Genomic DNA, 22748 nt, shown 5'->3' with positions numbered 1-22748 from the left:
ACATTCGCCGCATCGCATTCAACAACAAGGAAATTTCATGTACGCCATCACAGGTATCACGGGCCAGGTCGGGGGCGCTGCGGCGCGCGCGTTGCTGGCTGCGGGCCAGCCCGTTCGCGCGGTGGTTCGCGATGCGGCCAAGGGCCGGGCCTGGTCCGATCTCGGTTGCGAAATCGCCGTCGCCGAAATGGAAGACGCGCAGGCGCTGACGCGAGCCTTCACGGGCGCGACCGGTGTCTTCGTCTTGCCGCCCTCGAATTTCGATCCCGAACCGGGGTTTCCGGAGGCCAGGGTCGTCATCTCCGCTGTGCATCAGGCGCTTGCCGCGGCGCGTCCGGCGCGCGTGGTCTGTCTTTCGACCGTTGGCGCGCAGGCCACGCAATCGAACCTGTTGAGCCAACGCACGTTGATGGAAGAAGCGCTTGCCACGCTGCCCTTGCCCGTCACCTTCCTGCGGCCCGCCTGGTTCCTGGAGAACCTGAGCTGGGACATTGCGCAGGCGCGCGAGGCGGGCGTTCTCTCCAGCTTCCTGCAGCCGCTCGACAGGGCCGTGCCGATGGTTGCCACAGCCGATGTGGGCGCGGTTGCCGCGGCATTGCTGATGCAGCGCGAAGCGCCTCCGCGCATCGTCGAACTGGAAGGCCCCGAGCGGTTGAGCCAGCACGGCATTGCGGATGCACTCTCGAAGGCGCTTGGCCGCCCGGTCCATGCACAGGCGGTGCCGCGCGAAACCTGGGGCGCGCTTTTTCGGGCGCAGGGCACGCGCGATCCGATGCCGCGCATCCAGATGCTCGACGGCTTCAACGAAGGCTGGATCTGCTTCGAGGGCGACGACGCGAGCGTCCGCAAGGGGAACGTCGGTGTCGCGGAAGTCCTGCGCGCGCTCGTGGGCTAAGCGCTGCGCGCCAGCATGTCCTCGAACCATTCGGCGACGTACTGCGCTTCCGGCGCCGCATCGGGCGCAAGGCCGTAGTAGTAGCGGTCGAGCGCCATGCGCGATGTGGAAAGCGGCGACTGCAGGCGGCCCGAAGCGAGGTCGTGCGCCACCAGCGAGGTGGGCGCGAGCGCGATGCCCAGGCCGTCGACCGCAGCCTGCAGCACGAAATGCAGGTGATCGAACTGCAGCCGCCCGGCTGGTCGCGTGCGCGGCGCGCCGACATGCTTCTTCCACGCGTCCCAGTCTTCCTTGCGCGTCTTGGCGGAGAGCTGCACGTGCGATGCGAGTGAACGCAGGTCGGGCAATGGATGGGTCTTGAACAACGCCGGCGCGCCGACCACCAGCACTTCGTCTTCGAGAAAAGGCCGGACCTTGATGGACGGCGGCCAGCCGTCGAGGCCACGGCGCACCGCGATGTCGAAGCTGTCGAGCGCCTGCTCGGGCATGACGGTGCTGGTGATGACCTGCGGCTCGATGTCGGGATAGCGCTCGACAAACGAGGGCAGGCGCGGAATGAGCCAGCGCACCGCGAAAGAAGGACGCACGTTGATCCGCACCGCACGCGCCGGTCCCTGCGCCTGCAGCGCCTGCGCGGCCGACGTGATCTGTGCGAGCGCGGGTTCGACCTCGGTGAAGAACTGCTGCCCCTCGGCGGTCAGCGCGACCTGCCGGATGCGGCGCTCGAACAGCGCCACGCCAAGAAAAGTTTCAAGGCTTTTGATCTGCCGGCTCACCGCGCTGTGCGTGACATGAAGCTCCAGCGCCGCGCGCGTGAAGCTCAGGTGGCGGGCTGCGGCGGCAAAGGCGCGCACGGCGTTGAGGGGCGGTTCTCTGAGCGGCATGCGTGCGATTTTCTCACGCATGCGGGGCGTTAATGTCGTTTGTCGGCGGGCGTTGCGGCGGCGCACCATCGGGCTTCGATGTCTTCCTCTCTCTCCGCCCCAACCCCCAGCTCCACCGACCTGAACTCGCGCCGTGCGGCGATGGCGCTCGGCCTTTCGCTGCCGGCCGACGTCGTGCTGTACCTGCTGCTGCCGATGTATGCGAGCCAGTTCGGCGTGACCCTGGCCGAAGCCGGCATGCTGCTCGCGGCCAACCGGCTCGTGCGCATCGCGGGCTACGGCTGGGTCGCGCGCTTCTATGCACGCAACGGCGACCGGCTGACCTGCACTATTGCCGTGGTGGCGGCGGCGGTTTGCGGAATCGGCTATGCCACCTTGTCCGGCTTCTGGGCGCTGCTGCCGCTGCGGCTGACCTGGGGCCTGTGCTTCGCGGCGCTGAACCTGTCGACGCAGGCGCTGGCCACAGCCGATCCGGTGGGTGCGGCGCGGCGCAACGGCCGTTCGCGCGCCTTCATCGCGATGGGGCCGGTGCTGGCGCTGCCGCTGGGGGCTGTGCTGGCGCATGCGTACGGGCCGCGCGTGATCTTCGGCATCCTCGCCGTGTTCTCGCTGATGGCATGGTTCGTCACGCGGCGGCTGCCGGCGGCGCCGCATGCGGTCGGCAAGCCCGCGCGGCGCTTCAAATGGCCCAACAGCCTCGACAGCTGGTCGTTCATGGAAGGATTCGCGCTCGACGGGCTTTTCATCATCGGCCTGTCGTACCTGGGCAAGGACCTGATGCCGGGCGGTGCGGTGATCGTGGCCGGCGTGCTGCTGGCGCTGCGCTACCTCGCGGAAATCCTGCTGAGCCCGGTCGGCGGCCACATGGCGGAACGCTTCGGTGCCGAACGCCTGCTGGTGAGCCTGTCGCTCGTGACGGCCATCGCGCTCGTGGGCTTCGGCCTCGGCTGGCTGTGGAGTTGCGCGGCCCTGATCGTGGTGCTGCGCGCGCTGCAACTGCCCTTGCTGCCGCCCATCGTGGCGCGGCGCACGCCCGGGCCGGAGCGCGTGCAGGCGCTGGCCGCGCGCTCGGTGTGGCGCGACATCGGCGCCGGTACCGGGCCTTTGATCGCGGGGGTGCTGTTGCCGATCGCCTCGCCGCCGTGGATCTACGGCACTGCCGCGCTGCTGCTCGCGCTGGCGGCATTGGCCTGTGGCTGGAATGCATCGTCGTCGCCCACACCCGATGCGGCGCGACCCGCAGGCTGAAGAACAATCCCATCTTTCACACACTCACGTTCACACACAGGAACACCCGCGATGACCACGCCCCAGACCATCGACACCGTGGCCCAGCTCGAAGCCTTGTTCGGCGTGCCCGGCGAGGCCTCGCTGAAGAAGGAGGTGCCGTACCTGCACCCGTCCTACCAGGCGCTGATTGCCGCCTCGCCCTTCGCGGTGCTTGCCACGCTCGGCGCCGATGGCCTGGACGCCTCGCCGCGCGGCGACCCACCCGGCTTCGTGGCCGTGCAGGACGAAAAGACCTTGCTGCTGCCCGAGCGGCGCGGCAACAACCGCATCGACAGCCTGCGCAACATCGTGGCCGACCCGCGCGTGGCGCTGCTGTTTCTGATTCCCGGCGTGGGCGAAACGCTGCGTGTGAACGGCAAAGCACGCATTACCACCGAACCGGCATTGATGGCGCGCTTTGCCATGGAAGGCAAGCTGCCGCAGTGCGTGATCGAGATCAAGGTGGAAACGGTGTTCTTCCAGTGCGCCCGCGCGATCCAGCGATCGAAGCTGTGGGCGCCGCTGCCGGCGGATGCAAAGCGCGAAGTGCCTACGCCGGGCGCGATTCTTTCGGCGCTGACCGAATCGGCGTTCGATGGGCAGACCTATGACCGGGAACTGCCGGCCAGGCAGCAGTCGACGCTGTACTGACCGGACGGCGATCCGCGTCAGGCGCACATGAAAAAGCCCGCATGCGCGGGCTTCGTGGTGGGGTGCATCAACGCACCCAGTGGCACACCCGGTGGTGATGGCGGGCGTCCCACTTGCACACCTTGTGCTTTTGCGGGTGATGGGGCGCCGCCGAAGCGATGCCCGGGGCCAGCAAGGCCAGGCCGGCGAACGCGAGGATGCCGGAAAGAATGAGCTGCTTGGTTTTCATGGTGGTCTTTCTAAGCAATGACATCGTGGATGGATGTGCGTCGTTCATCAGGCGCACCCACCCAACGATCCATGAATGCTTTTGGATGACCTCCAAAGGCTTGGTGCCTTCGCACGGCCGCGCCGTCAGGCCGGCCCCTCGGCCTGCCGCTTCAGGCCCTGCAGCACCTCGGGGAAATCGGCCGTCACCATCGGCCCGAACTGCGCCGCCGACGGGCCGGTGACCTCGGTGCTGTAGGTGACCCTGGCCCCGCCGGAGGGCAGGGGCACGATGGCGTGGCGCACCAGCACATGGGTGCCGTCGATGACGGTCGCGTCCGTGAAGCTCTCGTTTTCCCTGACGTCCACCAGCGTGCTGATGAAAGCCTCTTCGCCGGGCGGCTTCATCGAAAAAGTGGTGCCCTTGGCGAACGGGCCGTGAAGGTCGATGTGCTCGATGCCCGCGTTCCAGGCCTTCCAGCCCGCAACGTCCTTGAAGAGCTGCCACACGCGCGCGGGCGACGCGCTGGTCTCGATGCTTTCGTCATAGGTCCACATGGATGTCTCCTTGGGTCATGCCGTCAGGGGCGAAGGCGAATGGGCCGCTGCGGGTTCAGGCCCGGCCGGGCTCCACCGCCTGTTCGGAGCGCGCGTCGTGCCCGATGATCAACACCAGCGCAAAGGCCACCACCGACAGCAGCGCCAGGAAGATCACCGCGTAGAGGTCGTTGCCCATGCGGTCCTTCAGTGCGCCGAAGATGGTCGGGCCGATGTAGCCGCCGAGGTTGCCGATGGAGTTGATCCAGGCAATGCCCGCGGCCGCAGCGGTGCCGCTCAGCAGGGCGGTCGGCAGGGTCCAGAAGGTGGGCAGCGCGCTGAAGATGCCGAAGGCGGCCAGCGTCACCGCCGCCATCTTTGGAACCGGTGCGCTGATCTGCGCCGCCAGCACGAGGCCGATGAAGATGCAGGCCAGCGGAATCAGCAGGAACCACTTGCGCTCCTTGCGCGCGTCGGAGGCACGCGTCCAGAACAGCATGGCAATGGCGCCGACCAGGTACGGAAAGGCGTTGATGAAGCCGATCTGCACATTGCTCAGCCCGCCGAAGCCCTTGATAATCTGCGGCAGGAAGAAGCTCAGGCCGTACAGCGGCACGGTGATGCCCATGTAGACGAAGCCCAGCCCGATCACGCGCGGGTTCAGCAGCGACTGCTTCCACGAAATCTTGTTGATCGACTCGCGGTTGCGGCGCTCGGCGTCCAGCGTCTTCTGCAGCCAGTTGCGCTCTTCATCGGTGAGCCACTTGGCATCCTTCGGACCGTCGGGCAGGTACATCAGCACGACGAAGGTCAGCAGCAGCGAGGGCAGCGCTTCGAGGATGAACAGCCACTGCCAGCCGTGCATGCCGCCGATGCCGTCCATGTTCAGGATGTAGCCCGAGATCGGCGAGCCGATGACGGTGGAAATCGGAATCGCGAACATGAACCAGCCCACGATGCGCGCGCGGTACGCCGCCGGAAACCACAGCGTGATGTAGAAGATCACGCCCGGAAAGAAGCCGGCCTCGGCAATGCCCAGCAGAAAGCGCACGACGTTGAAACTGGTCGAGCCGCCCACCCAGGCCTGCGCCGCCGACAGGATGCCCCAGCTGAACATGATGCGGGCGATCCAGCGTCGCGCGCCGAAGCGCTCCAGCGCCATGTTGCTCGGCACCTCGAACAGGAAGTAGGCCAGGAAGAAGATGCCCGCCGCGCTGCCGAACACGGCGGCGGAAAAGCCCAGGTCCTTGGACATGGAGGCCCCGGCAAAGCCGAGGTTCACGCGGTCCAGGTAGGCGATGAAGTAGCTGACCATCAGGAGCGGCAAGAGCCGCCAACTGATCTTCGAGATGGTTCTCTGTTCGATGGGATTCATGGTTGTCTCCGGTGTTGTGTAAGTGGTTTTGTGGAGCCTGTCAGATGCGGGGAGAGGGCGGCCATTGCCGCCGCTGCGGTGTTACTGGTGTGGTGATTGCTCCTGCTGCTGATGTTGTTGCTGTTGCTGCGCTCTCATGACCTGGTGCCGTCGCCAGTAGTGGCCGACCGCCGCCTTGAAGTGTTCCTTCTGCTTGCCCAGGCCCAGCTTGACCTTGGTGGTGCGCGCACCGCCGAGCTTGCGCTTGTCGGGGTGGGTCACGATCAGCGTGTCGCCGAAGCTGCTGTCCTTGTAGGTCATGCCCTTGACCTCGTCCCACGGAATCGGCGAAGCGCCCTCGGCGCTCGGGTGCAGGCCGGTATAGCTGATGTCGATGCGGTTGCCGTTCTTCAGCGCGAAGCTGATCGGCGGAAAGTGGCGCAGCACCACCGCGCGCTCTTCTTCCGTTGCGGGTTCGTAGCGGTAGGCGAGGCTGAGTTCGTGGTTTTCCACGAAGCGCTGCTCGTACTCGCTCCACATGCGCTGCTCGATGGCGGTGGCGGTCTCGATGAAGTCGGCCCACGAGGCCTGCGGTGCGGTGGCGACGATGGCGCCGTAGGCGCTCTCGGGTACGTGGTGGCCGACGTTGCGCATGCGTTCGAGCAGCGGCGGATGACTGTCATAGGGGTGCGGCACGCCGGCGGTCTTCATGGTCTCGATGAAGGCGTCGGAGCCCGCGTACGGCGGCAGGCCTGCAGCCACGAAGCCGGCGATGCCCAGCGCGCCATCGTGCTGGCGGTTCTGCTCGAACAGCTTCTGCTCGACGTCGTTGCGGTAGCTGGCGTAGGCCGAAATCTTGATCAGCGATCGCACGATGGCGCTCGGTGCCGTCAGGCCGGCGGCCACGCGGTCGGCCTTGTATTCGCGCTCGCGGCTGTCGCGCGCCAGGGCGAACGCGAAGATCATGCGGTACAGGCGCAGCAGGTAGTGCGCCACGATGGTCAGGCCGGCGCTGCGCATCTTCCAGGTGTACTGGTCGAATTGCAGCAGCTTGGGGCCGAGCGCCGCGCTGCTGCGAGTGTCGCCACCGCCCAGGTGGGCCAGCTCGTGCGCCAGCACCGCATCGGCCTCGGTCTGGTCGAGCACGCGCAGCAGCGGAATGCTGACGAACAGCGTGCGGCCGTGCAGCGCTTGCCTGCCGACCTCGCAGGGCGCCTCGGTCACGAAGAAATTGGTGTCGATGCCGGCCACGATCTGGTCGGGCGGCGCGGTCTGCACCCGGCCGGCCAATTCGCGGATGCGTGCCCACAGGCGCGGTGCGTCGGTTTCAGCGATCAGCTCTCCCTTGATCTCGTTGCCCGAGGGCAGTGTCTTGAACAGCGTGTAGATCGCATAGAACACAGCCGCCGCAGCCGCGATGCCCGCGATGGCGATGAGCTTGATGTAGTAGCTGTGCCAGAAATAGGCAGTGAGCCAGAACGACAGCCACACCAGCATGGCGCCCTGCAACACGACCTCGACCGCGCTGGACACCGTCATCAGCCGCCAGCCGGCCACGAAGCTCGCATAGCGCAGGCCGCGATTGGCAAAGGCCAGCGCGCCCAGCACCAATGCCGCCGCGAGCAGCGCCGCACCGAGCACGATCGTCCAGATGGCGGCGCGGTCGGCCCAGTGGAACTGCCACTGCATCGAATACGGGCTGCAGACCTTGTCGTGAAAGTCCTTGTCCTCGGCGGCGGTGGCTTCACAGGCTTTTGAAAGCGGATGGCTGCGGTAGAACTCCGCGGTCTCGGCCTTGTCGCTGGCGGACAGCCGGGTGTCGGCGGCGATGCGTTTTTCGATCGACTGCAGGAAGGTCGCGTCCTGCGAGCGCAAGGCGTATTCGGTGAACACCAGCGTCGCCGCCGGTATGGCGAAGAGCGACACGAGCGTCAGGAGAAACACGCGCAGCAGATCGGCGCGAATCGTCGGGGCTGGGGCCATGGGTCACTTCTCCTGGAGAGCACTTGCTGTGCGTTGTTTGTTGTTAGAGCGATCCGGGAAGGCGATAGGGTAGCGGGCGATGGCGCGATTGCGAAGGGCATCGCGCATGGCGCGAAGCACGGTGGGCGTCAAGCGGGGTTGCGCACCGACCTGCGCGCAAATAAGGTTATCGCCTTTCTGTCGTTCCACGCCCCGGGGCGCAGGTATAGCCTTCGTGCTCACTTATGACTGTCGCCTCCGTCACTCCCCCGGTTTCTTCTTCGTCGTCTTCTTCTTCTTCCCCATCGCCTGTGGCCTGGATCGCCGGTGTCGGCGCCAGCGCCGGGCTGGGCGCGGCGCTGGCGCGGCGTTTCGCGGATGAAGGCTTCATCGTCGCGCTGACCGGCCGCACGCAAGCGCAGTTGCAGGCGGTGGCCGGCGAGATCGAAGCGGCCGGCGGCCAGGCCCATGCCTTTGCGGGCGATGTGGCGAGCGAGGCCGAGATCCATGGCATCGCGCAGCGGGTGAGGGCGCTCGGCCCGCTCACGGTGGCGATCTTCAACGCGGCCAGCGCGGTGCGGGCACCGACGCTCGACATCTCGGTCGACCAGTTCACCCAAGCCTGGCGCACCAGCGCGCTGGGCGGCTTCGTCTTCGGGCGCGAGGCGCTGCGCGGCCTGCTGGCCAACACCTTCGATGCCGATGGCGCCAAGGGGCGGGGCAGCCTGCTGTTCACCGGTGCCACGGCGGCGCTGCGCGGCAAGCCGCCGTTCGCGGCCTTCGCCGCGGCCAAGGCCAGCCTGCGCTCGCTGAGCCAGAGCCTGGCGCGCGAATTCGGCCCGCAGGGCATTCATGTGGCGCACGTGGTGATCGATGGTGGCATCGACGGCGAGCGCCTGCGCAACAACGCGCCGCAGCGCGTGGCGCAAGCCGGCGACGACGGGCTGCTGCAGCTCGAAGCCATCGCCGAAAGTTACTGGCAACTGCATGTGCAGCACCGCAGCGCGTGGACGCAGGAACTCGACCTGCGCCCGTTCAAGGAACCGTTTTGAGGAGTCACGCCGCATGAGCGTCGGATCGAATGGCCAGATGCTGGCTGCAACGCTGCCTTCGGTGGAAGCCGAACTCAACTACCTGAAGGCGGGCGAGGGCCGCCCCGTCAGCTACACCTTCGAGCCGCCGCCCGGCGTGCCATGGGTCACCGGCACGCTGGAGCCGCGCCGCGTGAACATTCGCGACGGCCGGCCGCTGGTGGCGCTGAACGAGCTGTCGCTGGACCGCAGCGGCTTCACGCAGATTTCGCACCGTAGCGTGGTGGCTGATTTCTCGCACGACGCAACCATCCGCGACATCTACTACCGCGAGTCCGAAGCCCTGCTGCGCGACATCACTGGCGCCGAAAAAATCGTGGTGTTCGACCACACGCTGCGCGACAGCGCGCAGGGTTCGCGCCGCACGGCCGAGCTGCGCGAGCCAGTGCGGCGCGTGCACAACGACCAGACTTTCGTTTCCGCGCCGCGCCGGGTGCGCGACCATCTGCCACCCGATGAAGCCGAGGTGCGCCTGAAGCAGCGCTTTGCCATCATCAACCTGTGGCGGCCGCTGGCCACGGTCGAGCGGCTGCCGCTCGCGCTGTGCGATGCGCGCTCCATCGCCTTCGAGGACATGGTGCCGAGCGACCTGGTCTACCCCGACAAGGTGGGCGAAACCTATTCATTCACCTACAACCCGAACCACAGCTGGTACTGGTTCCCAAGGCTGCGGCCCGATGAAGCGCTGCTGCTGAAGATCTACGACTCGCGCGAGGACGGCGTCGCGCGCTTCACCGCGCACACCGCCTTCGAAGACCCGACCGGCGCGCCCGAGGCACCGCCGCGCCGCAGCATCGAGTTGCGCGCGCTGGTTTTCTGGCCGGCCGGCAAATGAGCACCGGCAAGCAACTGCGGCTGGGCGCGTTCATGCGCCCGGTCAGCATCCACACCGGCGCGTGGCGCTACCCGGGCGCATGGCGAGATGCCAACTTCAACTTCGAGCACCTGAAGCAACTGGCGCAGACGCTGGAGCGTGGCCGCTTCGACGCCTTCTTCATGGCCGACCACCTGGCCGTACTCAACATGCCGATCGAGGCCCTGCAGCGCAGCCACACGGTCACCTCGTTCGAGCCTTTCACGCTGCTGTCGGCGCTGGCGCAGCACACGAAGCACCTGGGCCTGGTGGCGACGGCCTCGACCACCTTCGACGAGCCGTTCCACGTGGCGCGCCGCTTTGCATCGCTCGACCACCTGAGCGAGGGCCGCGCGGGCTGGAACATCGTGACCACCTCCAACCCCGACGCCGCGCTGAACTTCGGCCGCGAAGACCACATGGAACACGACGAGCGCTATGCCCGCGCCCGCGAGTTCTACGACGTGGTCACCGGCCTGTGGGACAGCTGGGCCGACGATGCCTTCGAGCGCGATGTCGAAAGCGGTCGCTTCTTCGATCCGGCCAAGCTGCATGTGCTGAACCACAAGGGCAAGTACCTGTCGGTGCGCGGCCCGCTGCACATCGCGCGGCCGGTGCAGGGCTGGCCGCTGATCGTGCAGGCCGGTGCCTCGGAAGCAGGGCGGCAGCTCGCGGCCGAAACGGCCGAGGCCGTGTTCGCCGCGCCGGGCACGCTGGCCGCGGCGCGCAGCCTGTATGCCGACATCAAGGGCCGCATGCGCGCGATCGGCCGCGACCCGGACCACCTGAAGATATTGCCGGCCGCCTTTGTGGTGGTCGGCGACACGCTGGAAGAGGCGCGCGCCATTCGCGCCCGGCTTGACAGCTTCGTGCACTACGACAGCGCCATCGCCTCGCTCTCCATCGCCCTCGGCCACGACGCCTCGAAGTTCGATCCCGACGGTCCGCTGCCCGAAGTGCCCGAGACCAACGCCAGCCAGAGCGGCCGTGCCCGCGTGGTCGAGTTGGCCCGCAGCGAGAAGCTCACCGTGCGCCAACTGGCCCAGCGGCTGGGCGGCTATGGCGGGCTGGCCTTTGTCGGCACGCCGCAGACCATTGCCGACGAAATGCAGGAATGGCTCGACAGCGAAGGCAGCGACGGCTTCAACATCATGTTCCCGTGGCTGCCCGGCGGGCTCGACGCCTTCGTCGACAAGGTGGTGCCCGAGCTGCAGCGGCGCGGCATCTTCCGGCGTGAATACGAAGGTCGTACCCTGCGTGAGAACCTCGGCCTGCCGCGCCCGGCCAACCGATTCTTTGCCCAGAATTAGCATCGGCTGAGCCCGACCCCACGCCTGCACCGATTGCCGCGCTTGGCGACAATCGGGCCAATGCGTTCTTCTCCTTTCTTCAAGATGGCCCTGCTGCTGGGCCTGCTTTCGGCCATCGGGCCTTTCGCCATCGACATGTACCTGCCGGCGCTCCCCGCCATCGGGCAGAGCCTGCATGCCGACATCGGCGCGGTGCAGTTGAGCCTCACGGCCTTCTTTCTTTCGCTGGGCGCGGGCCAGTTGCTGTACGGGCCAATCTCCGACATGGTCGGGCGCAAGCCGCCGCTGTATGCGGGCCTCGTGCTGTTCGCGCTGGCCAGCGTGGGCTGTGCGCTGGCAACCGACATCCAGACGCTGATCGTGCTGCGCTTCATCCAGGGCCTGGGTGCGGCGGCCGGCATGGCGATTCCTCGTGCGGTGGTGCGCGACCTGCACACCGGCACCGACGCCGCACGGCTGATGTCGCTGCTGATGCTGGTGTTCAGCGTGTCGCCGATCCTGGCGCCGCTTGCGGGCAGCGTGGTGATCGCGTTCGCCGGTTGGCGCGGCGTGTTCTGGGCCGTGACGATCGCGGCGGTGGCCGGCCTGGCGATGATGGTCAAGCTGCTCGATGAAACACGCCCCGCCTCGGAGCGCGTCGAAAGCAGCCTGGGCAGCGCGCTGTCGGCCTACTGGCTGCTGCTGCGCGACACCCATTACCTCGGGCTGGTGTTCATCGGCAGCTTTGCGATGGCGGGCTTCTTCACCTACCTGGCCAATTCGTCGTTCGTGATGATCGACCACTACGGCCTGTCGCCCGCCATGTACAGCGTGGCCTTCGGCGTGAACGCGGCGGCCTTCATCGCGGCGTCGCAATTCACCGGGTCGCTGGGCGAGCGCTTCGGGCTGGTCAACCTCGTCAAGTTTTGCGTGGTGTGCTGCGGCGTGGCCATGGTCGCGATGTTCATTTACTTCGCGACGGGCGGCGACAGCATCTGGGTGCTGATCGTCCTGTACTTCATCGCCTCGGGCTTCATGGGCCTCGTGATTCCCACCACCGGCGTGCTGGCGCTCGAAATGCACGGCGCCATTGCCGGCACGGCCTCGGCGCTGCTCGGCACGCTGCAGATGCTGACCGGCGCGCTGGCGATGGCGGTGGTCGGCCTCTTCACCGACGGCCGCCCGCTGCCGATGGTGGCCGGCATGGCGGCAGGCGCGCTCATCGCGCTGGTGCTGACCTGGCTCACGCTGGGCGGCGTGCGCTCCGAACCCACGCGGGAGGCGCAGCGAGCTTGATGAACACCGCATCCGCAGGCGCCGCACGCCCGGTGGCCGAAGACTCTTCTCACCGCCAGCCCATCGACGGGCTGGCTTCGCCCGAGCGCGGCTGGGCGATGCTGGTCATCATCCTCGGGCTGATCGTGGCGGTGCTCGACGGCACCATCGTCAACCTGGCGCTGCCGGGCATTGCGCGCGAACTGCAGGCCAGCCCGTCGCAGGCGATCTGGGTGGTCAACGCGTACCAGATCGCCACGCTGGTGATGCTGCTGCCGCTGGCTTCGCTGGGCGACCTCGTGGGCTACCGGCGTGTGTACCTCGTGGGCATGGCGGTGTTCACGGTGTCTTCGCTGGCCGCGACCTTCGCCAATTCGCTGGGCACGCTGATCGCGGCGCGCGCCTTCCAGGGTCTGGGGGCGGCGGGCATCATGAGCGTGAACGCGGCGCTGGTGCGGCTGACCTATCCCTCGTCGCAACTGGGCAAAGGCATGGCCATCAATTCGCTGGTGGTGGCCACGTCTTCGGTGGCCGGGCCGTCGGTGGCGGCCGCCATCCTGTCGGTGGCTTCGTGGCCCTGGCTCTTTGCCATCAACGTGCCGCTGGGCATCATCACCTTCGTGCTGGGCATGAAGGCGCTGCCGTTCAATCGCGTGGCGCCGGCAGCGGGGCTGCGGTTTTCTCCGATCGACGTGGCGCTCAACGTGCTGATGTTCTCGCTGGTGTTCCTGGGCGTGGACCGCCTCGGCGTGCGCGAAGGCGCGGTGGACACGGGCGGCTCGCAGGCTTCGGCCTGGGCGATCCTGCTGGCCGGGCTGGTGGTGGGCTTTGTCTACCTGCGGCGCCAGCGCAAAGAGGCGGTGCCGCTTTTCCCCATCGACCTGTTGCGCATTCCGGTGTTCGCGCTGTCGATGGGCACCTCGGTCGCCGCGTTCTGTGCGCAGATGCTGGCCTACATCGCGCTGCCTTTCCTGCTGCTCGACGTGTACGGCCGCAGCCACATCGAGGCCGGGTTGCTCATCACCGCATGGCCGCTGGCCATCGTGGTGATGGCGCCCATCGCCGGGCGGCTGATCGGCCGCTACCCCGACGGGCTGCTCGGCGGCATCGGCCTGGCGCTGCTGGCCGCGGGCCTTGCGTTGCTGGCGGCGCTGCCCGCGCATCCGGGCAATGCGGACATCGCCTGGCGCATGGCGCTGTGCGGGCTGGGCTTCGGGCTGTTCCAGTCGCCGAACAACCACACCATCGTCACCTCGCCGCCGGCGCACCGCAGTGGTGCGGCCAGCGGCATGCTGGGCACGGCCCGGCTGACCGGCCAGACGCTGGGCGCGGTGGTGCTGGCGGCGGTCTTCAGCCTCTGGAGCCCGCATGGCGGCCACGGGCCGGTGGTGGCGCTGGTGCTGGCGGCAAGTTGTGCGGCGGTGGCGGCAGTCTTCAGCACTCTGCGCCTCAGGACGACAAGCCACGCCGCCTGAATGAGTTAGGGTGCTCACCTATGAAGGAAGTACCTGACACAGTGGTCTGCCCGGGTTGCGATGCGGTCTATGCCCGCGCGACGCTGCATCCGCGCGACGTGGCGCACTGCCCGCGCTGCGGCACCGAGCTGGAGCGGCACCCCGGCTCGCAGCAGCGGCGCATTCTTCCGCTGACGGTGGCGAGCCTGATCATGTTCGCCATTGCGAACCTGTTTCCCATTGTCGAGATCGAGCTGCGAGGCCTGCGCAGCCAGACCACGCTGGCCGGTGCGGTGCTGGTGCTGAGCGCCGAGGGCATGTCGCCGGTGGCCTTGCTGGTGCTGGCCACCACCATCCTGTTTCCGCTGCTGCAGTTGTGCATCCTGGCCTACCTGCTGATTCCGTTGAGCCGCGAGCACCGGCCGCTGGGCTTTGCAATCCTGGTGCGGGCCATGCAGTCGCTGCGGCCCTGGGGAATGATCGAGGTGTTCCTGCTCGGCGTGCTGGTGGCCATCGTCAAGCTGTCGAGCATGGCGACGGTGGTGCCGGGGCCGGCGCTGTGGGCCTTCGTGGCGCTCACGGTCACGCTGACGTCGGTGCTGTCGTTCAACCCCGGTGCGTTCTGGGGCATGGCTTTCCGGTCGCCAGGGGAGACCGGCGGGCGGGACGCGCCGGAGACGCCCGCATGAAGTCGCCGCTGGCCCGCCTGCCTTTCAAGGTACAGAGGGCACCCGTCGAGGAAGAGGCCGACGACGAAGGCGCGCCGGTTGCCACCGCCGCGTCGCTCGGGCTGCTGGCCTGCCCGCATTGCGAAGCCGTGTGGCGCGACGCCGAAGAGGGCGATGCCTGTGGGCGCTGCGGCACCCATCTGCACACGCGCAAGCCGCAGAGCCTGAACCGCACCTGGGCCTTTTTGATCGCGGCCTGCGTGATGTACATACCGGCCAACCTGCTGCCGGTGATGATCACGCGCACGCTGTTCGGCGCGCAGTACGACACCATCCTGAGCGGCGTCATCTATTTCTGGGTCTCCGGCGCCTACGGGCTGGCGGCCATCGTCTTCATTGCCAGCTTTCTGGTGCCGCTGTTCAAATTGGCGGTGCTGTTCCTGCTGGTGGTGCTGGCGCAGCGCGGCAGCAGTTGGCGCCGGCGCGAGCGGGCCAAGCTGTATCACATCATCGAGATCATCGGCCGCTGGTCGATGCTCGATGTGTTCGTGGTTTCGCTGCTGACCGGGCTGGTGCAGATCCAGGGCTTTGCCGTCATCACGGCGGGCGTGGGCATCGCGGCTTTCGGCTCGGTCGTGGTGCTGACCATGCTGGCTTCGCTGAGCTTCGATCCGAAGCTCACCTGGGACAGCAAGGAAGAACAGGCGACGCAGCAAGAGCAGGCCATCGCGCAGGGACATGACAACAGGGATGAGAAACCAGCATGAGTGAAGAAGACGAATCGCAACCCCAGGGCAAACCGGCGCCATCCGCGCCGCCCGCATCGTCCGCGCTGCCCAAGCCACGCGTGGTGCGGCGGCGCGAATGGCTGCCCTCGCTGATCTGGCTCATTCCCATCGTGGCGGCGCTGGTCGGCATCACGCTGGTGGCGCGCATCCTGATGGAGCGCGGCCCCGAGGTCGTGCTGACCTTCAAGACAGCCGAAGGCCTGGAGGCCGGCAAGACCGTCGTGAAGTACAAGGACGTGCAGATCGGCCTTGTCACGCACCTGCGGCTGGCGCGGGACCGCTCGCATGTGCGCGTGCTGGTGCAGTTCAACAAGGACGCCGAGGGCTTCACCGCCGAAGACTCGCGCTTCTGGGTGGTGCGACCGCGCCTGGACACCTCGGGTATCTCGGGCCTGGGCACCTTGCTGTCGGGCGCGTACATCGGCGCCGACGCCGGCGCGTCGAAGGAAACCTCGGGCGAATTCACCGGGCTCGAAACACCGCCCATCGTCACGCGCGACGACTCGGGCCAGCAGTTCCTGCTGCGCGCCAACGATGTCGGCTCGCTCGACGTGGGCTCGCCGGTGTACTTCCGGCGCGTCAAGGTCGGGCAGGTGGCCGCGTACGAGCTGGACGGCGACGGCCGCGGCGTGACGATCCGCGTCTTCATCAATGCGCCGTACGACAAGTTCGTCGGCATAAACACCCGCTTCTGGCAGGCCAGCGGCATCGACGCGCAACTGAGCGCCAGCGGCTTCACGCTGCGCACGCAGTCGCTGGCGACCATCCTGCTCGGCGGCATCGCCTTCCAGGCGCCCGACGACGCAATGGGCCCGCTGGCCAAGACTAACGCCTCGTTCACGCTCGCGCAGGACGAAGCCACCGCCATGAAGGAGCCCGACGGTCCTTCGCAGACGCTGCTGATGTACTTCAACCAGTCGCTGCGCGGCCTCACGCCGGGTGCACCGGTGGACTTCCGTGGCGTGGTGATCGGCGAAGTCAAGTCGATCGGCGTCGAGTTCGATCGCGCCGAGCGCGAGTTCCGCATGCCGGTGCTGGTGCAGGTCTACCCCGACCGCCTGCGCCGCCGCGCCGGCGAAAGCGGCGTCGAATCGCGCACCAGCCAGCAGGAGCGGCTGCGTTTCCTGGCGGAGAAGGGCCTGCGCGCCCAGTTGCGCAACGGCAACCTGCTGACCGGGCAGGTGTATGTGGCGCTCGACTTCTTCCCGAAGGCGCCGCCGGCAAAGATCGACCTGAGCAAGAACCCGATCGAGCTGCCCACGATGGCCAACAGCCTCGACGAGATCCAGTCGCAGGTGCAGGAAATCGCGACCAAGCTCAACAAGGTGCCTTACGAGCAGATCGCGGGCGACCTGCGCACCACGCTCGCCACGCTCAACAAGACGTTGACCGCCACCGAGCAGACCGTCAACCGCATCAACAGCGACGTGACGCCCGAGCTGGCCGCGGCCATGAAGGACGTGCGCAAGACCGTCAACACGGCCGAACGCACGCTGGCCGACGATTCGCCCCTGCAGCAGGACATGCGCCAGACCTTGCGCGAGCTGACGCGCGCCGCTGGCTCGGTGCGCATCCTGACCGACTACCTCGAACGCCACCCCGAGTCGCTGCTGCGCGGCAAACCGGACGACAAGAAATGAAAAAGAAGACCTTCGCATGCGGCGCCGTGGCCGCCGCCCTGATCGCACTCGCAGGCTGCGCGAGCAAGCCCGACAGCTACTACACGCTCGCCAGCCCGGTGGTCGCCGCCGACGCCGCGCCATCGACACTGGCCAGCGCCACGCCGCTCTACATCGAGCTGGCGCCGGTGGCAGTGCCCGAGCGGCTCGCCCGGCCGCAGATGGTGGTGCGCCAGCCCAACGGCAGCGTGCAGGTCGAAGTGCTGGAGCAGCACCGCTGGGCCTCGTCCTTCGAGGACGAGCTGCGCGATGCGCTCTCGGGCGGCATCGCGGGACGGCTCGGCGCGCTCGACGTGACCAAGGGCGGCCGGCAGACATCGCAGCCGGTGTGGCGCATCGCCGTACAACTGCGTCAGTTCGATGCGGTGGACGGCGGGCGTGTCGATGCCGATTTCAGTTGGACGCTGCGGCGCTCCGACGAGGCACGCACGGTGATTTGCCAGCTCAGGCTCGGCGAGGCTGTGGGCGGCGGCATGGATGCTGTGGCGCAGGGCGCCCAGCGTGTGACGGCGACGGCTGCCGCGGCCATGGCGCGCAGCGTGAGCGCGGCACGGGCCAACCCGACCGCCACGACATGCGCGCTCTGAAGAATCTTTCTCCCTCCCCCTCTGGGGGAGGGCAGGGGTGGGGGCACGACGGCGCAAAACGCGGCGCGGCACCCAGTTGGACGCTGCCCCCATCCCAACCTTCCCCCAGAGGGGGAAGGAGCCAGACCCAAACCGACTAGATAGATCGGAGCCCGGCAACATGGCACAGATCGGCAAGGCGCCCTGCGACGACACGCTGATCCTGCATGCTGCCGGGCCGCAAGAGAACGCCTGCCCCGAAGTCTCGAAGCCGTGGGTTCTTGCCACGGCCATCGTCGGGTCGAGCATGGCCTTCATCGATGGCACGGTGGTCAATGTCGCACTGCCCGCCATCCAGTCCGATCTGCACGCCACTGCCTTCCAGGCGCAGTGGGTGGTCGAGTCCTACGCCTTGCTGCTCGCCGCATTGCTGCTGGTGGGCGGCGCACTGGGCGACCACTACGGGCGCCGACGCATCTTCGCGATCGGCGTCGGCATCTTCGCCTTGTCATCGGTGGCCTGCGCGCTCGCAGGCACCGTGCAGCAACTCATTGCCGCGCGCGCAGTGCAGGGCATCGGCGGCGCGTTGCTGGTGCCCGGCAGCCTGGCGCTCATCAGCGCCGCCTTTCCTGAAAAGGAACGAGGCAAGGCCATCGGCACATGGTCGGGCTTCAGCGGCATCACGGCGGCCGTGGGCCCGGTGCTCGGCGGCTTCCTGGTCGATCACTTCTCGTGGACCTGGGCCTTTCTCATCAACGTGCCGATGGCGCTGCTGGTGCTGTGGATCGTCTGGCGCCACGTGCCCGAGAGCCGGGGTGCCTCTGCCAGCGGCGGCCTCGACCCATGGGGCGCGCTGCTGGCCACGGCCGGGTTGGGCGGCATCGTCTATGCCTTCATCGAGGCGCCCACGCAGCATTGGAGTTCGCCCGCAGTGCTCGCGGCGCTGGCCATCGGTGTCGTGGGGAGCGCGGGTTTCATCGCGGTCGAGCGACGGGTGCGCACGCCGATGCTGCCGCTTTCGCTGCTGCGCATCGGCAACTTCAGCGGCGCGAACCTGCTGACCTTGCTGCTCTACGCCGCACTGGGCGGTGGGCTGTATTTCTTTCCGCTCAACATGATCCAGGTGCAGGGCTACTCGGCCACAGTGGCGGGTGCGGCGCTGCTGCCGTTCATCTTCATCATGTTCGCGCTCTCGGGCTGGGCCGGGCAACTGGTCGACCGCTTCGGGCCGCGCATGCCGCTGGTGATCGGACCGTCGATCGCCGCCGTCGGCTTTGCTCTGTTCGCAGTGCCGGGCGTAGGCGCGAGCTACTGGAGCGGCTTCCTGCCGGCCGTGGTGGTGCTCAGCCTGGGCATGGCGGTGACGGTGGCACCGCTGACCACCACCGTCATGAACGCGGTCGGGTCGGAGATGGCAGGCGTGGCCTCGGGCGTGAACAACGCGGTATCGCGTGCGGCGGCTGTGCTCGCGATCGCAGTGTTCGGCGCGGTCATGGCGTGGGCCTTCGATGCAGCGCTGGCGCACAGCCTGCGCGAGATGGGCGCGTCGGTGCAGGTCGCGGCGTTTCTGGAAGGCGAGCGCAGCAAGCTCGCCGGCGCGGCGATGCCGCCGGGTGTGGATGCGGCCACTGCAGCCGCCGTCAAGCGGGCAGTGGCCGAATCGTTCGTGGCGGGTTTTCGGTGGGTGATGCTGCTGAGTGCGGGGCTGGCGGTGCTCAGTGCGGTGAGTGCGTGGTGGATGATCCGGGGGCAGCCCGCCGCAAGAGAAAGCGCGACAGACAACAACAACTGAGGAGACATATCGGTGCAGGAAGAATTACAACAACACGTCGACGTCCTGATCGTCGGTGCCGGCCTCTCAGGCATCGGCGCCGCCTACCACCTCCAGGTGAATTGCCCCGGCCGCAGCTACGCGATCCTCGAAGGGCGCGAGCGCAGCGGGGGCACCTGGGACCTGTTCCGCTATCCGGGCATCCGTTCGGACTCCGACATGTACACGCTGGGCTATTCGTTCCGGCCGTGGACGCAGGCCAAGGCGATTGCCGATGGCCCGTCGATCCTGAAGTACGTCCGCGAGACCGCGAAGGACCATGGCATCGACCAGAAGATCCGCTTCAACCATCGCGTGGTGCGCGCCTCGTGGTCCACGGCCGAGGCGCGTTGGTGGGTGGACGTGGAGCGTGGCCCCGAGCGCGAGCCGGTCCGCATGAGCTGCAACTTCCTTTTCATGTGCAGCGGCTACTACAACTACACGGCTGGCTACACGCCCGAGTTCGCGGGCATCGCCGATTTCACCGGCCGCATCGTCCATCCGCAGCACTGGCCCGAAGACCTGTCTTACGCAGGCAAGCGCGTGGTCGTGATCGGCAGTGGTGCCACCGCGATGACGCTGGTGCCCGAGATGGCGAAGACCGCCGCGCATGTCACATTGCTGCAGCGCTCGCCCACCTATGTGGTGTCGCGGCCGGCCGAAGACCCGATTGCCAATCGACTTAGGCGCCATCTGCCGGCCAAGCTTGCGTACGGCATCACGCGATGGAAGAACGTGCTGTTGAGCATGCTGTTCTTCCGTCTCTCGCGTCGCAAGCCGGAGCGCGCGAAGCAGATGATTCTGGGTGGCGTGCGGCAGGCCCTCGGGCCCGACTACGACATTGCCACGCACTTCACGCCGCGCTACAACCCGTGGGACCAGCGGCTGTGCCTCGTGCCCGATGGCGACCTGTTCGTGGCGCTCAACGCCGGCCGTGCGTCGATGGTGACGGACCACATCGACACCTTCACGCCGAGCGGCATCCGGTTGAAGTCGGGCAGGGAACTGGAGGCCGACCTGATCGTCACCGCCACCGGGCTCGACCTGCAGGTGCTGGGCGGCATTGCGCTCGACGTCGATGGCGTTCCCGTCGATCCGGCCGCGACCTTCAACTACAAGGGGATGATGTACAGCGACGTGCCGAACCTGGCTTCGTCGTTCGGCTACACGAATGCATCGTGGACGCTGAAGTGCGACCTGACCTGCGAGTACGTCTGCCGGGTGCTCAACCACATGGACAAGCACGGCTGGCGGCAATGCATGCCGCGCAACACCGGCCCCGCGTTGGTGGCTGAACCGTGGCTCGACTTTTCTTCAGGCTACGTGCAGCGCTCGATCGGCAAGTTTCCGAAGCAGGGCTCGCATGCGCCGTGGCGGCTGTACCAGAACTACGCGCGCGACCTGATGAGCTTGCGCTTCGGGACGGTGAACGATGGGGTGATGGCGTTCTCAAACCCCGCTGCTCGATCATGAGCAAGTGAGAGCACGGTTTGGCGCTGCTGTTCAGGGCGGCACTCACGCCGATACGGGGCTCTTTTTCGCGAATGTCCCCCGCTTCGCTCCTCCTTTATTTCGCGAAAAAGAGCCCCGTATCGACGTGAGCGTTGGACAGGGCAGTCGTTGATCAGCGATTCACCAGCAGCGTGTCCCTGTGCGAATGGCACCAGGTGCTCCCCGCAGCGAAATAAAGGAGGAGCGAAGCGGGGGACATTCGCGGAGGGGAGCTCCTGGTGTCATTCGCACTCGCCCTGAATGAACCCGAACCCGAACCCGAACGCACAACGAACAAACAGCCCCTACGCCGGCCACGCCAACAGAAGCCCGTCGAGTTCAACCCACAACGGATCACACTGCCCCGGACGAAACGCAGCAGCCCGAAAGGTCGCGTGCTCGCCGCGATAGGTCTCCCACAGCGCGCGATGACCATCCGCCACGCAGGCACGCACATTGGCCAGCCGGTCGGCCGCCTTGACCACCAGCGCCAACTCTTCGTCACCAGTCACCAGAGCCAAAGCCGCATAGGTCTTGGCCTTGCGCTCCTTGCGGTTGGCACCGGGCGCATCGGTCAATAGCGAAACGCAGCGCGCCACGAGATCGCCGAAGCGCTCCTGCACATTCGACACCGTGGCGTCGGTGTCCTCGACCACGTCGTGCAAAAAACCGATGACCTGCGCCTGCGCGCCATACGGCTGGAGCAGGGCGGCCACGGCGTCGAGGTGATGCACGTACGGATGCACGCCGTACTTCTGGTCCCCATGCATTTCGATGGCATAGGCGCGGGCGGCTTCAGGTGTCGAGGTGGTCATGGGCATCCATTGGTTTTTTCCATTCTGCCTTTGCACACGGTGGTCTTTACCTTGTTTACGAAGGAAAACACCTACCAAAAACGCATTGTCCGAGTTCTTGTGTATCGATACAGTAAATCGTTCCACCAAACAAGCCACAAATGGGCAATCGACCCACAGGAGACAACACAATGCACCCGATTTCACGCCGCCAGTTCGTCCAGTCATCGTCCGCGCTGTCGCTTGCGATGGCGACTGCGGGCCTTTCGCAAAACGCCGCCGCACAGGGCAAGACCGTGGTGCTGCGCCTGTCGTCGTCCCACGTGGCCGACCTCAATTCGTCGCACTTCGCCTGGTCGCAGCTGATGCAGGCCAACCTGAAGAAGGCGGTGGGCGAGCAGATCCGCATCGACTACTTTCCGAACAACCAGCTCGGCAAGGAAAGCGACGTGGTGCAGCAGGTGAAGGTGGGCTCCATCGACATGATGCTCACCGGCTCGTCGATCTGGGCCACGGTGACGCCGCAGCTCGGCATGCTCGACCTGGGCTATGTGTTCGACAGCTACGAGCATGCGGCCCGCGCGCTCGACGGCGGCGTGGGCGCCAAGCTCAATGACATGCTGGTCAAGAGCACCGGCTGCCAGGTCGTCACCTGGGGCGCGCACTACGGCGCGCGCAACGTGTACACCAAGCAGCCGGTGAAGTCGCTCGCCGACATCAAGAACGTCAAGCTGCGCGTGCTGCCCACGCCGGCCTTCATCGAGACCTTCAAGATCATGGGCGCGATCCCCACGCCCATTTCCTTCGGTGAGCTGTACATGGCGGCGCAGACGGGCGTGGTCGATGGCTTCGAGCACGATGCGGCCACGGTGCTCGCAAGCAAGCTCAACGAGGTCGTCAAGTACTGCTGGATGACCGAGCACCTGTTCAGCCCGATGGTGTGCATTGCCGGCAAGCGCGCCATGGACAAGATTCCCGCCACGCTGCGCCCGGCCTTCATGAAGGCCGCCAACGACTCGACGCTGCAGCAGCGCGAGATCGGCACGCAAAAAGGACTGCAGGCCATCGAGGAACTGAAGAAGCTGGGCATCGTGTTCACGCCCATGGCGAAGAACGAGCGCGACCAGGTCCGCAAGGAAATGGAAACGCGGCTGTGGGCCAGCTTCTCCAAGCAGTACCCGGAAACGGGGCCGCTGTTTGCCGCCATCAACGCCGCGCGGGCCTGAGCCGC

21 protein-coding genes are annotated in these 22748 nt (G+C 67.0%); 15 read left to right on the top strand and 6 right to left on the bottom strand.

Annotated features, from left to right (window positions below; genetic code table 11):
• Positions 1–37 precede the first annotated feature (37 nt).
• Positions 38–895, top strand: coding sequence for an NmrA family NAD(P)-binding protein (locus tag ACSFB7_RS00345; RefSeq protein WP_435465977.1), 858 nt, complete (start codon positions 38–40; stop codon positions 893–895).
• Here the strand turns inward: ACSFB7_RS00345 and ACSFB7_RS00340 are convergent.
• Positions 892–1779, bottom strand: a complete 888-nt coding sequence (locus tag ACSFB7_RS00340) for a LysR substrate-binding domain-containing protein (protein ID WP_435465975.1) — start codon at positions 1777–1779, stop codon at positions 892–894. The genes ACSFB7_RS00345 and ACSFB7_RS00340 overlap by 4 nt on opposite strands.
• Positions 1780–1857: 78 nt before the next feature.
• Between ACSFB7_RS00340 and ACSFB7_RS00335 the strand changes: the two genes are divergently transcribed.
• Positions 1858–3027 (top strand): MFS transporter, encoded by a 1170-nt coding sequence (locus ACSFB7_RS00335; protein WP_435465973.1) that lies wholly within the window; start codon positions 1858–1860, stop codon positions 3025–3027.
• A gap of 51 nt (positions 3028–3078) precedes the next feature.
• A complete protein-coding gene (locus ACSFB7_RS00330; protein ID WP_435465971.1) occupies positions 3079–3699 on the top strand; it encodes a pyridoxamine 5'-phosphate oxidase family protein in 621 nt (206 codons plus the stop codon).
• Between the two features lie 67 nt (positions 3700–3766).
• Here ACSFB7_RS00330 and ACSFB7_RS00325 read toward each other — a convergent pair whose 3' ends face one another.
• From ACSFB7_RS00325 to ACSFB7_RS00310, 4 genes are all read right to left on the bottom strand, one after another.
• Entirely contained in the window at positions 3767–3928 is a 162-nt protein-coding gene (locus ACSFB7_RS00325) for an HHHH-motif protein (RefSeq protein WP_435465969.1), read from the bottom strand.
• A gap of 125 nt (positions 3929–4053) precedes the next feature.
• On the bottom strand, positions 4054–4464 hold the full coding sequence (locus ACSFB7_RS00320) for an SRPBCC family protein (RefSeq protein WP_435465967.1): 411 nt from the start codon (positions 4462–4464) through the stop codon (positions 4054–4056).
• Between the two features lie 55 nt (positions 4465–4519).
• Positions 4520–5818 (bottom strand): MFS transporter, encoded by a 1299-nt coding sequence (locus ACSFB7_RS00315; RefSeq protein ID WP_435465965.1) that lies wholly within the window; start codon positions 5816–5818, stop codon positions 4520–4522.
• 81 nt (positions 5819–5899) lie between these two features.
• Entirely contained in the window at positions 5900–7780 is a 1881-nt protein-coding gene (locus tag ACSFB7_RS00310; protein WP_435465963.1) for a M48 family metallopeptidase, read from the bottom strand.
• A gap of 224 nt (positions 7781–8004) precedes the next feature.
• Between ACSFB7_RS00310 and ACSFB7_RS00305 the strand changes: the two genes are divergently transcribed.
• From ACSFB7_RS00305 to ACSFB7_RS00255, 11 genes are all read left to right on the top strand, one after another.
• Entirely contained in the window at positions 8005–8811 is an 807-nt protein-coding gene (locus ACSFB7_RS00305) for an SDR family NAD(P)-dependent oxidoreductase (RefSeq protein ID WP_435465961.1), read from the top strand.
• A gap of 13 nt (positions 8812–8824) precedes the next feature.
• Positions 8825–9685 (top strand): CmcJ/NvfI family oxidoreductase, encoded by an 861-nt coding sequence (locus ACSFB7_RS00300; RefSeq protein WP_435465959.1) that lies wholly within the window; start codon positions 8825–8827, stop codon positions 9683–9685.
• Positions 9682–11013, top strand: a complete 1332-nt coding sequence (locus ACSFB7_RS00295; RefSeq protein ID WP_435465958.1) for an LLM class flavin-dependent oxidoreductase — start codon at positions 9682–9684, stop codon at positions 11011–11013. Before ACSFB7_RS00300 ends, ACSFB7_RS00295 begins: the two co-directional genes overlap by 4 nt.
• A 60-nt stretch (positions 11014–11073) precedes the next feature.
• Complete coding sequence (locus ACSFB7_RS00290) at positions 11074–12288, top strand: multidrug effflux MFS transporter (RefSeq protein ID WP_435465957.1); 1215 nt, start codon at positions 11074–11076, stop codon at positions 12286–12288.
• On the top strand, positions 12288–13742 hold the full coding sequence (locus ACSFB7_RS00285) for an MFS transporter (RefSeq protein WP_435465956.1): 1455 nt from the start codon (positions 12288–12290) through the stop codon (positions 13740–13742). The genes ACSFB7_RS00290 and ACSFB7_RS00285 overlap by 1 nt, the downstream gene beginning before the upstream one ends.
• A 20-nt stretch (positions 13743–13762) precedes the next feature.
• A complete protein-coding gene (locus tag ACSFB7_RS00280; protein ID WP_435465955.1) occupies positions 13763–14410 on the top strand; it encodes a paraquat-inducible protein A in 648 nt (215 codons plus the stop codon).
• A complete protein-coding gene (locus ACSFB7_RS00275; RefSeq protein WP_435465954.1) occupies positions 14407–15156 on the top strand; it encodes a paraquat-inducible protein A in 750 nt (249 codons plus the stop codon). The genes ACSFB7_RS00280 and ACSFB7_RS00275 overlap by 4 nt, the downstream gene beginning before the upstream one ends.
• Entirely contained in the window at positions 15153–16817 is a 1665-nt protein-coding gene (locus ACSFB7_RS00270; protein ID WP_435465953.1) for a PqiB family protein, read from the top strand. Before ACSFB7_RS00275 ends, ACSFB7_RS00270 begins: the two co-directional genes overlap by 4 nt.
• Positions 16814–17443, top strand: a complete 630-nt coding sequence (locus tag ACSFB7_RS00265) for a PqiC family protein (protein ID WP_435465952.1) — start codon at positions 16814–16816, stop codon at positions 17441–17443. Before ACSFB7_RS00270 ends, ACSFB7_RS00265 begins: the two co-directional genes overlap by 4 nt.
• A gap of 160 nt (positions 17444–17603) precedes the next feature.
• Positions 17604–19214 (top strand): MFS transporter, encoded by a 1611-nt coding sequence (locus ACSFB7_RS00260; protein WP_435465951.1) that lies wholly within the window; start codon positions 17604–17606, stop codon positions 19212–19214.
• A 12-nt stretch (positions 19215–19226) separates the two neighbouring features.
• Positions 19227–20705 (top strand): flavin-containing monooxygenase, encoded by a 1479-nt coding sequence (locus tag ACSFB7_RS00255; protein ID WP_435465950.1) that lies wholly within the window; start codon positions 19227–19229, stop codon positions 20703–20705.
• Between the two features lie 323 nt (positions 20706–21028).
• Here the strand turns inward: ACSFB7_RS00255 and ACSFB7_RS00250 are convergent, their stop codons facing one another.
• Positions 21029–21538 (bottom strand): HD domain-containing protein, encoded by a 510-nt coding sequence (locus ACSFB7_RS00250; RefSeq protein ID WP_435465949.1) that lies wholly within the window; start codon positions 21536–21538, stop codon positions 21029–21031.
• Between the two features lie 170 nt (positions 21539–21708).
• On the opposite strand from ACSFB7_RS00250, the gene ACSFB7_RS00245 reads away from it, so the two are divergent.
• Complete coding sequence (locus tag ACSFB7_RS00245; protein ID WP_435465947.1) at positions 21709–22743, top strand: TRAP transporter substrate-binding protein; 1035 nt, start codon at positions 21709–21711, stop codon at positions 22741–22743.
• Positions 22744–22748 lie beyond the last annotated feature (5 nt).

The sequence above is a fragment of the Variovorax raffinosi genome (assembly GCF_051216615.1).
In the GTDB taxonomy this organism is placed as follows: domain Bacteria; phylum Pseudomonadota; class Gammaproteobacteria; order Burkholderiales; family Burkholderiaceae_C; genus Variovorax.
This window is presented reverse-complemented; position numbering and strand designations above follow the sequence as displayed.

Coding starts and splice junctions, on each gene's coding strand:
- ACSFB7_RS00345 (WP_435465977.1), top strand. CDS start 38: ATGTACGCCATCACAGGTATCACGGGCCAGGTCGGGGGCGCTGCGGCG.
- ACSFB7_RS00340 (WP_435465975.1), bottom strand. CDS start 1,779: ATGCCGCTCAGAGAACCGCCCCTCAACGCCGTGCGCGCCTTTGCCGCC.
- ACSFB7_RS00335 (WP_435465973.1), top strand. CDS start 1,858: ATGTCTTCCTCTCTCTCCGCCCCAACCCCCAGCTCCACCGACCTGAAC.
- ACSFB7_RS00330 (WP_435465971.1), top strand. CDS start 3,079: ATGACCACGCCCCAGACCATCGACACCGTGGCCCAGCTCGAAGCCTTG.
- ACSFB7_RS00325 (WP_435465969.1), bottom strand. CDS start 3,928: ATGAAAACCAAGCAGCTCATTCTTTCCGGCATCCTCGCGTTCGCCGGC.
- ACSFB7_RS00320 (WP_435465967.1), bottom strand. CDS start 4,464: ATGTGGACCTATGACGAAAGCATCGAGACCAGCGCGTCGCCCGCGCGC.
- ACSFB7_RS00315 (WP_435465965.1), bottom strand. CDS start 5,818: ATGAATCCCATCGAACAGAGAACCATCTCGAAGATCAGTTGGCGGCTC.
- ACSFB7_RS00310 (WP_435465963.1), bottom strand. CDS start 7,780: ATGGCCCCAGCCCCGACGATTCGCGCCGATCTGCTGCGCGTGTTTCTC.
- ACSFB7_RS00305 (WP_435465961.1), top strand. CDS start 8,005: ATGACTGTCGCCTCCGTCACTCCCCCGGTTTCTTCTTCGTCGTCTTCT.
- ACSFB7_RS00300 (WP_435465959.1), top strand. CDS start 8,825: ATGAGCGTCGGATCGAATGGCCAGATGCTGGCTGCAACGCTGCCTTCG.
- ACSFB7_RS00295 (WP_435465958.1), top strand. CDS start 9,682: ATGAGCACCGGCAAGCAACTGCGGCTGGGCGCGTTCATGCGCCCGGTC.
- ACSFB7_RS00290 (WP_435465957.1), top strand. CDS start 11,074: ATGCGTTCTTCTCCTTTCTTCAAGATGGCCCTGCTGCTGGGCCTGCTT.
- ACSFB7_RS00285 (WP_435465956.1), top strand. CDS start 12,288: ATGAACACCGCATCCGCAGGCGCCGCACGCCCGGTGGCCGAAGACTCT.
- ACSFB7_RS00280 (WP_435465955.1), top strand. CDS start 13,763: ATGAAGGAAGTACCTGACACAGTGGTCTGCCCGGGTTGCGATGCGGTC.
- ACSFB7_RS00275 (WP_435465954.1), top strand. CDS start 14,407: ATGAAGTCGCCGCTGGCCCGCCTGCCTTTCAAGGTACAGAGGGCACCC.
- ACSFB7_RS00270 (WP_435465953.1), top strand. CDS start 15,153: ATGAGTGAAGAAGACGAATCGCAACCCCAGGGCAAACCGGCGCCATCC.
- ACSFB7_RS00265 (WP_435465952.1), top strand. CDS start 16,814: ATGAAAAAGAAGACCTTCGCATGCGGCGCCGTGGCCGCCGCCCTGATC.
- ACSFB7_RS00260 (WP_435465951.1), top strand. CDS start 17,604: ATGGCACAGATCGGCAAGGCGCCCTGCGACGACACGCTGATCCTGCAT.
- ACSFB7_RS00250 (WP_435465949.1), bottom strand. CDS start 21,538: ATGACCACCTCGACACCTGAAGCCGCCCGCGCCTATGCCATCGAAATG.
- ACSFB7_RS00245 (WP_435465947.1), top strand. CDS start 21,709: ATGCACCCGATTTCACGCCGCCAGTTCGTCCAGTCATCGTCCGCGCTG.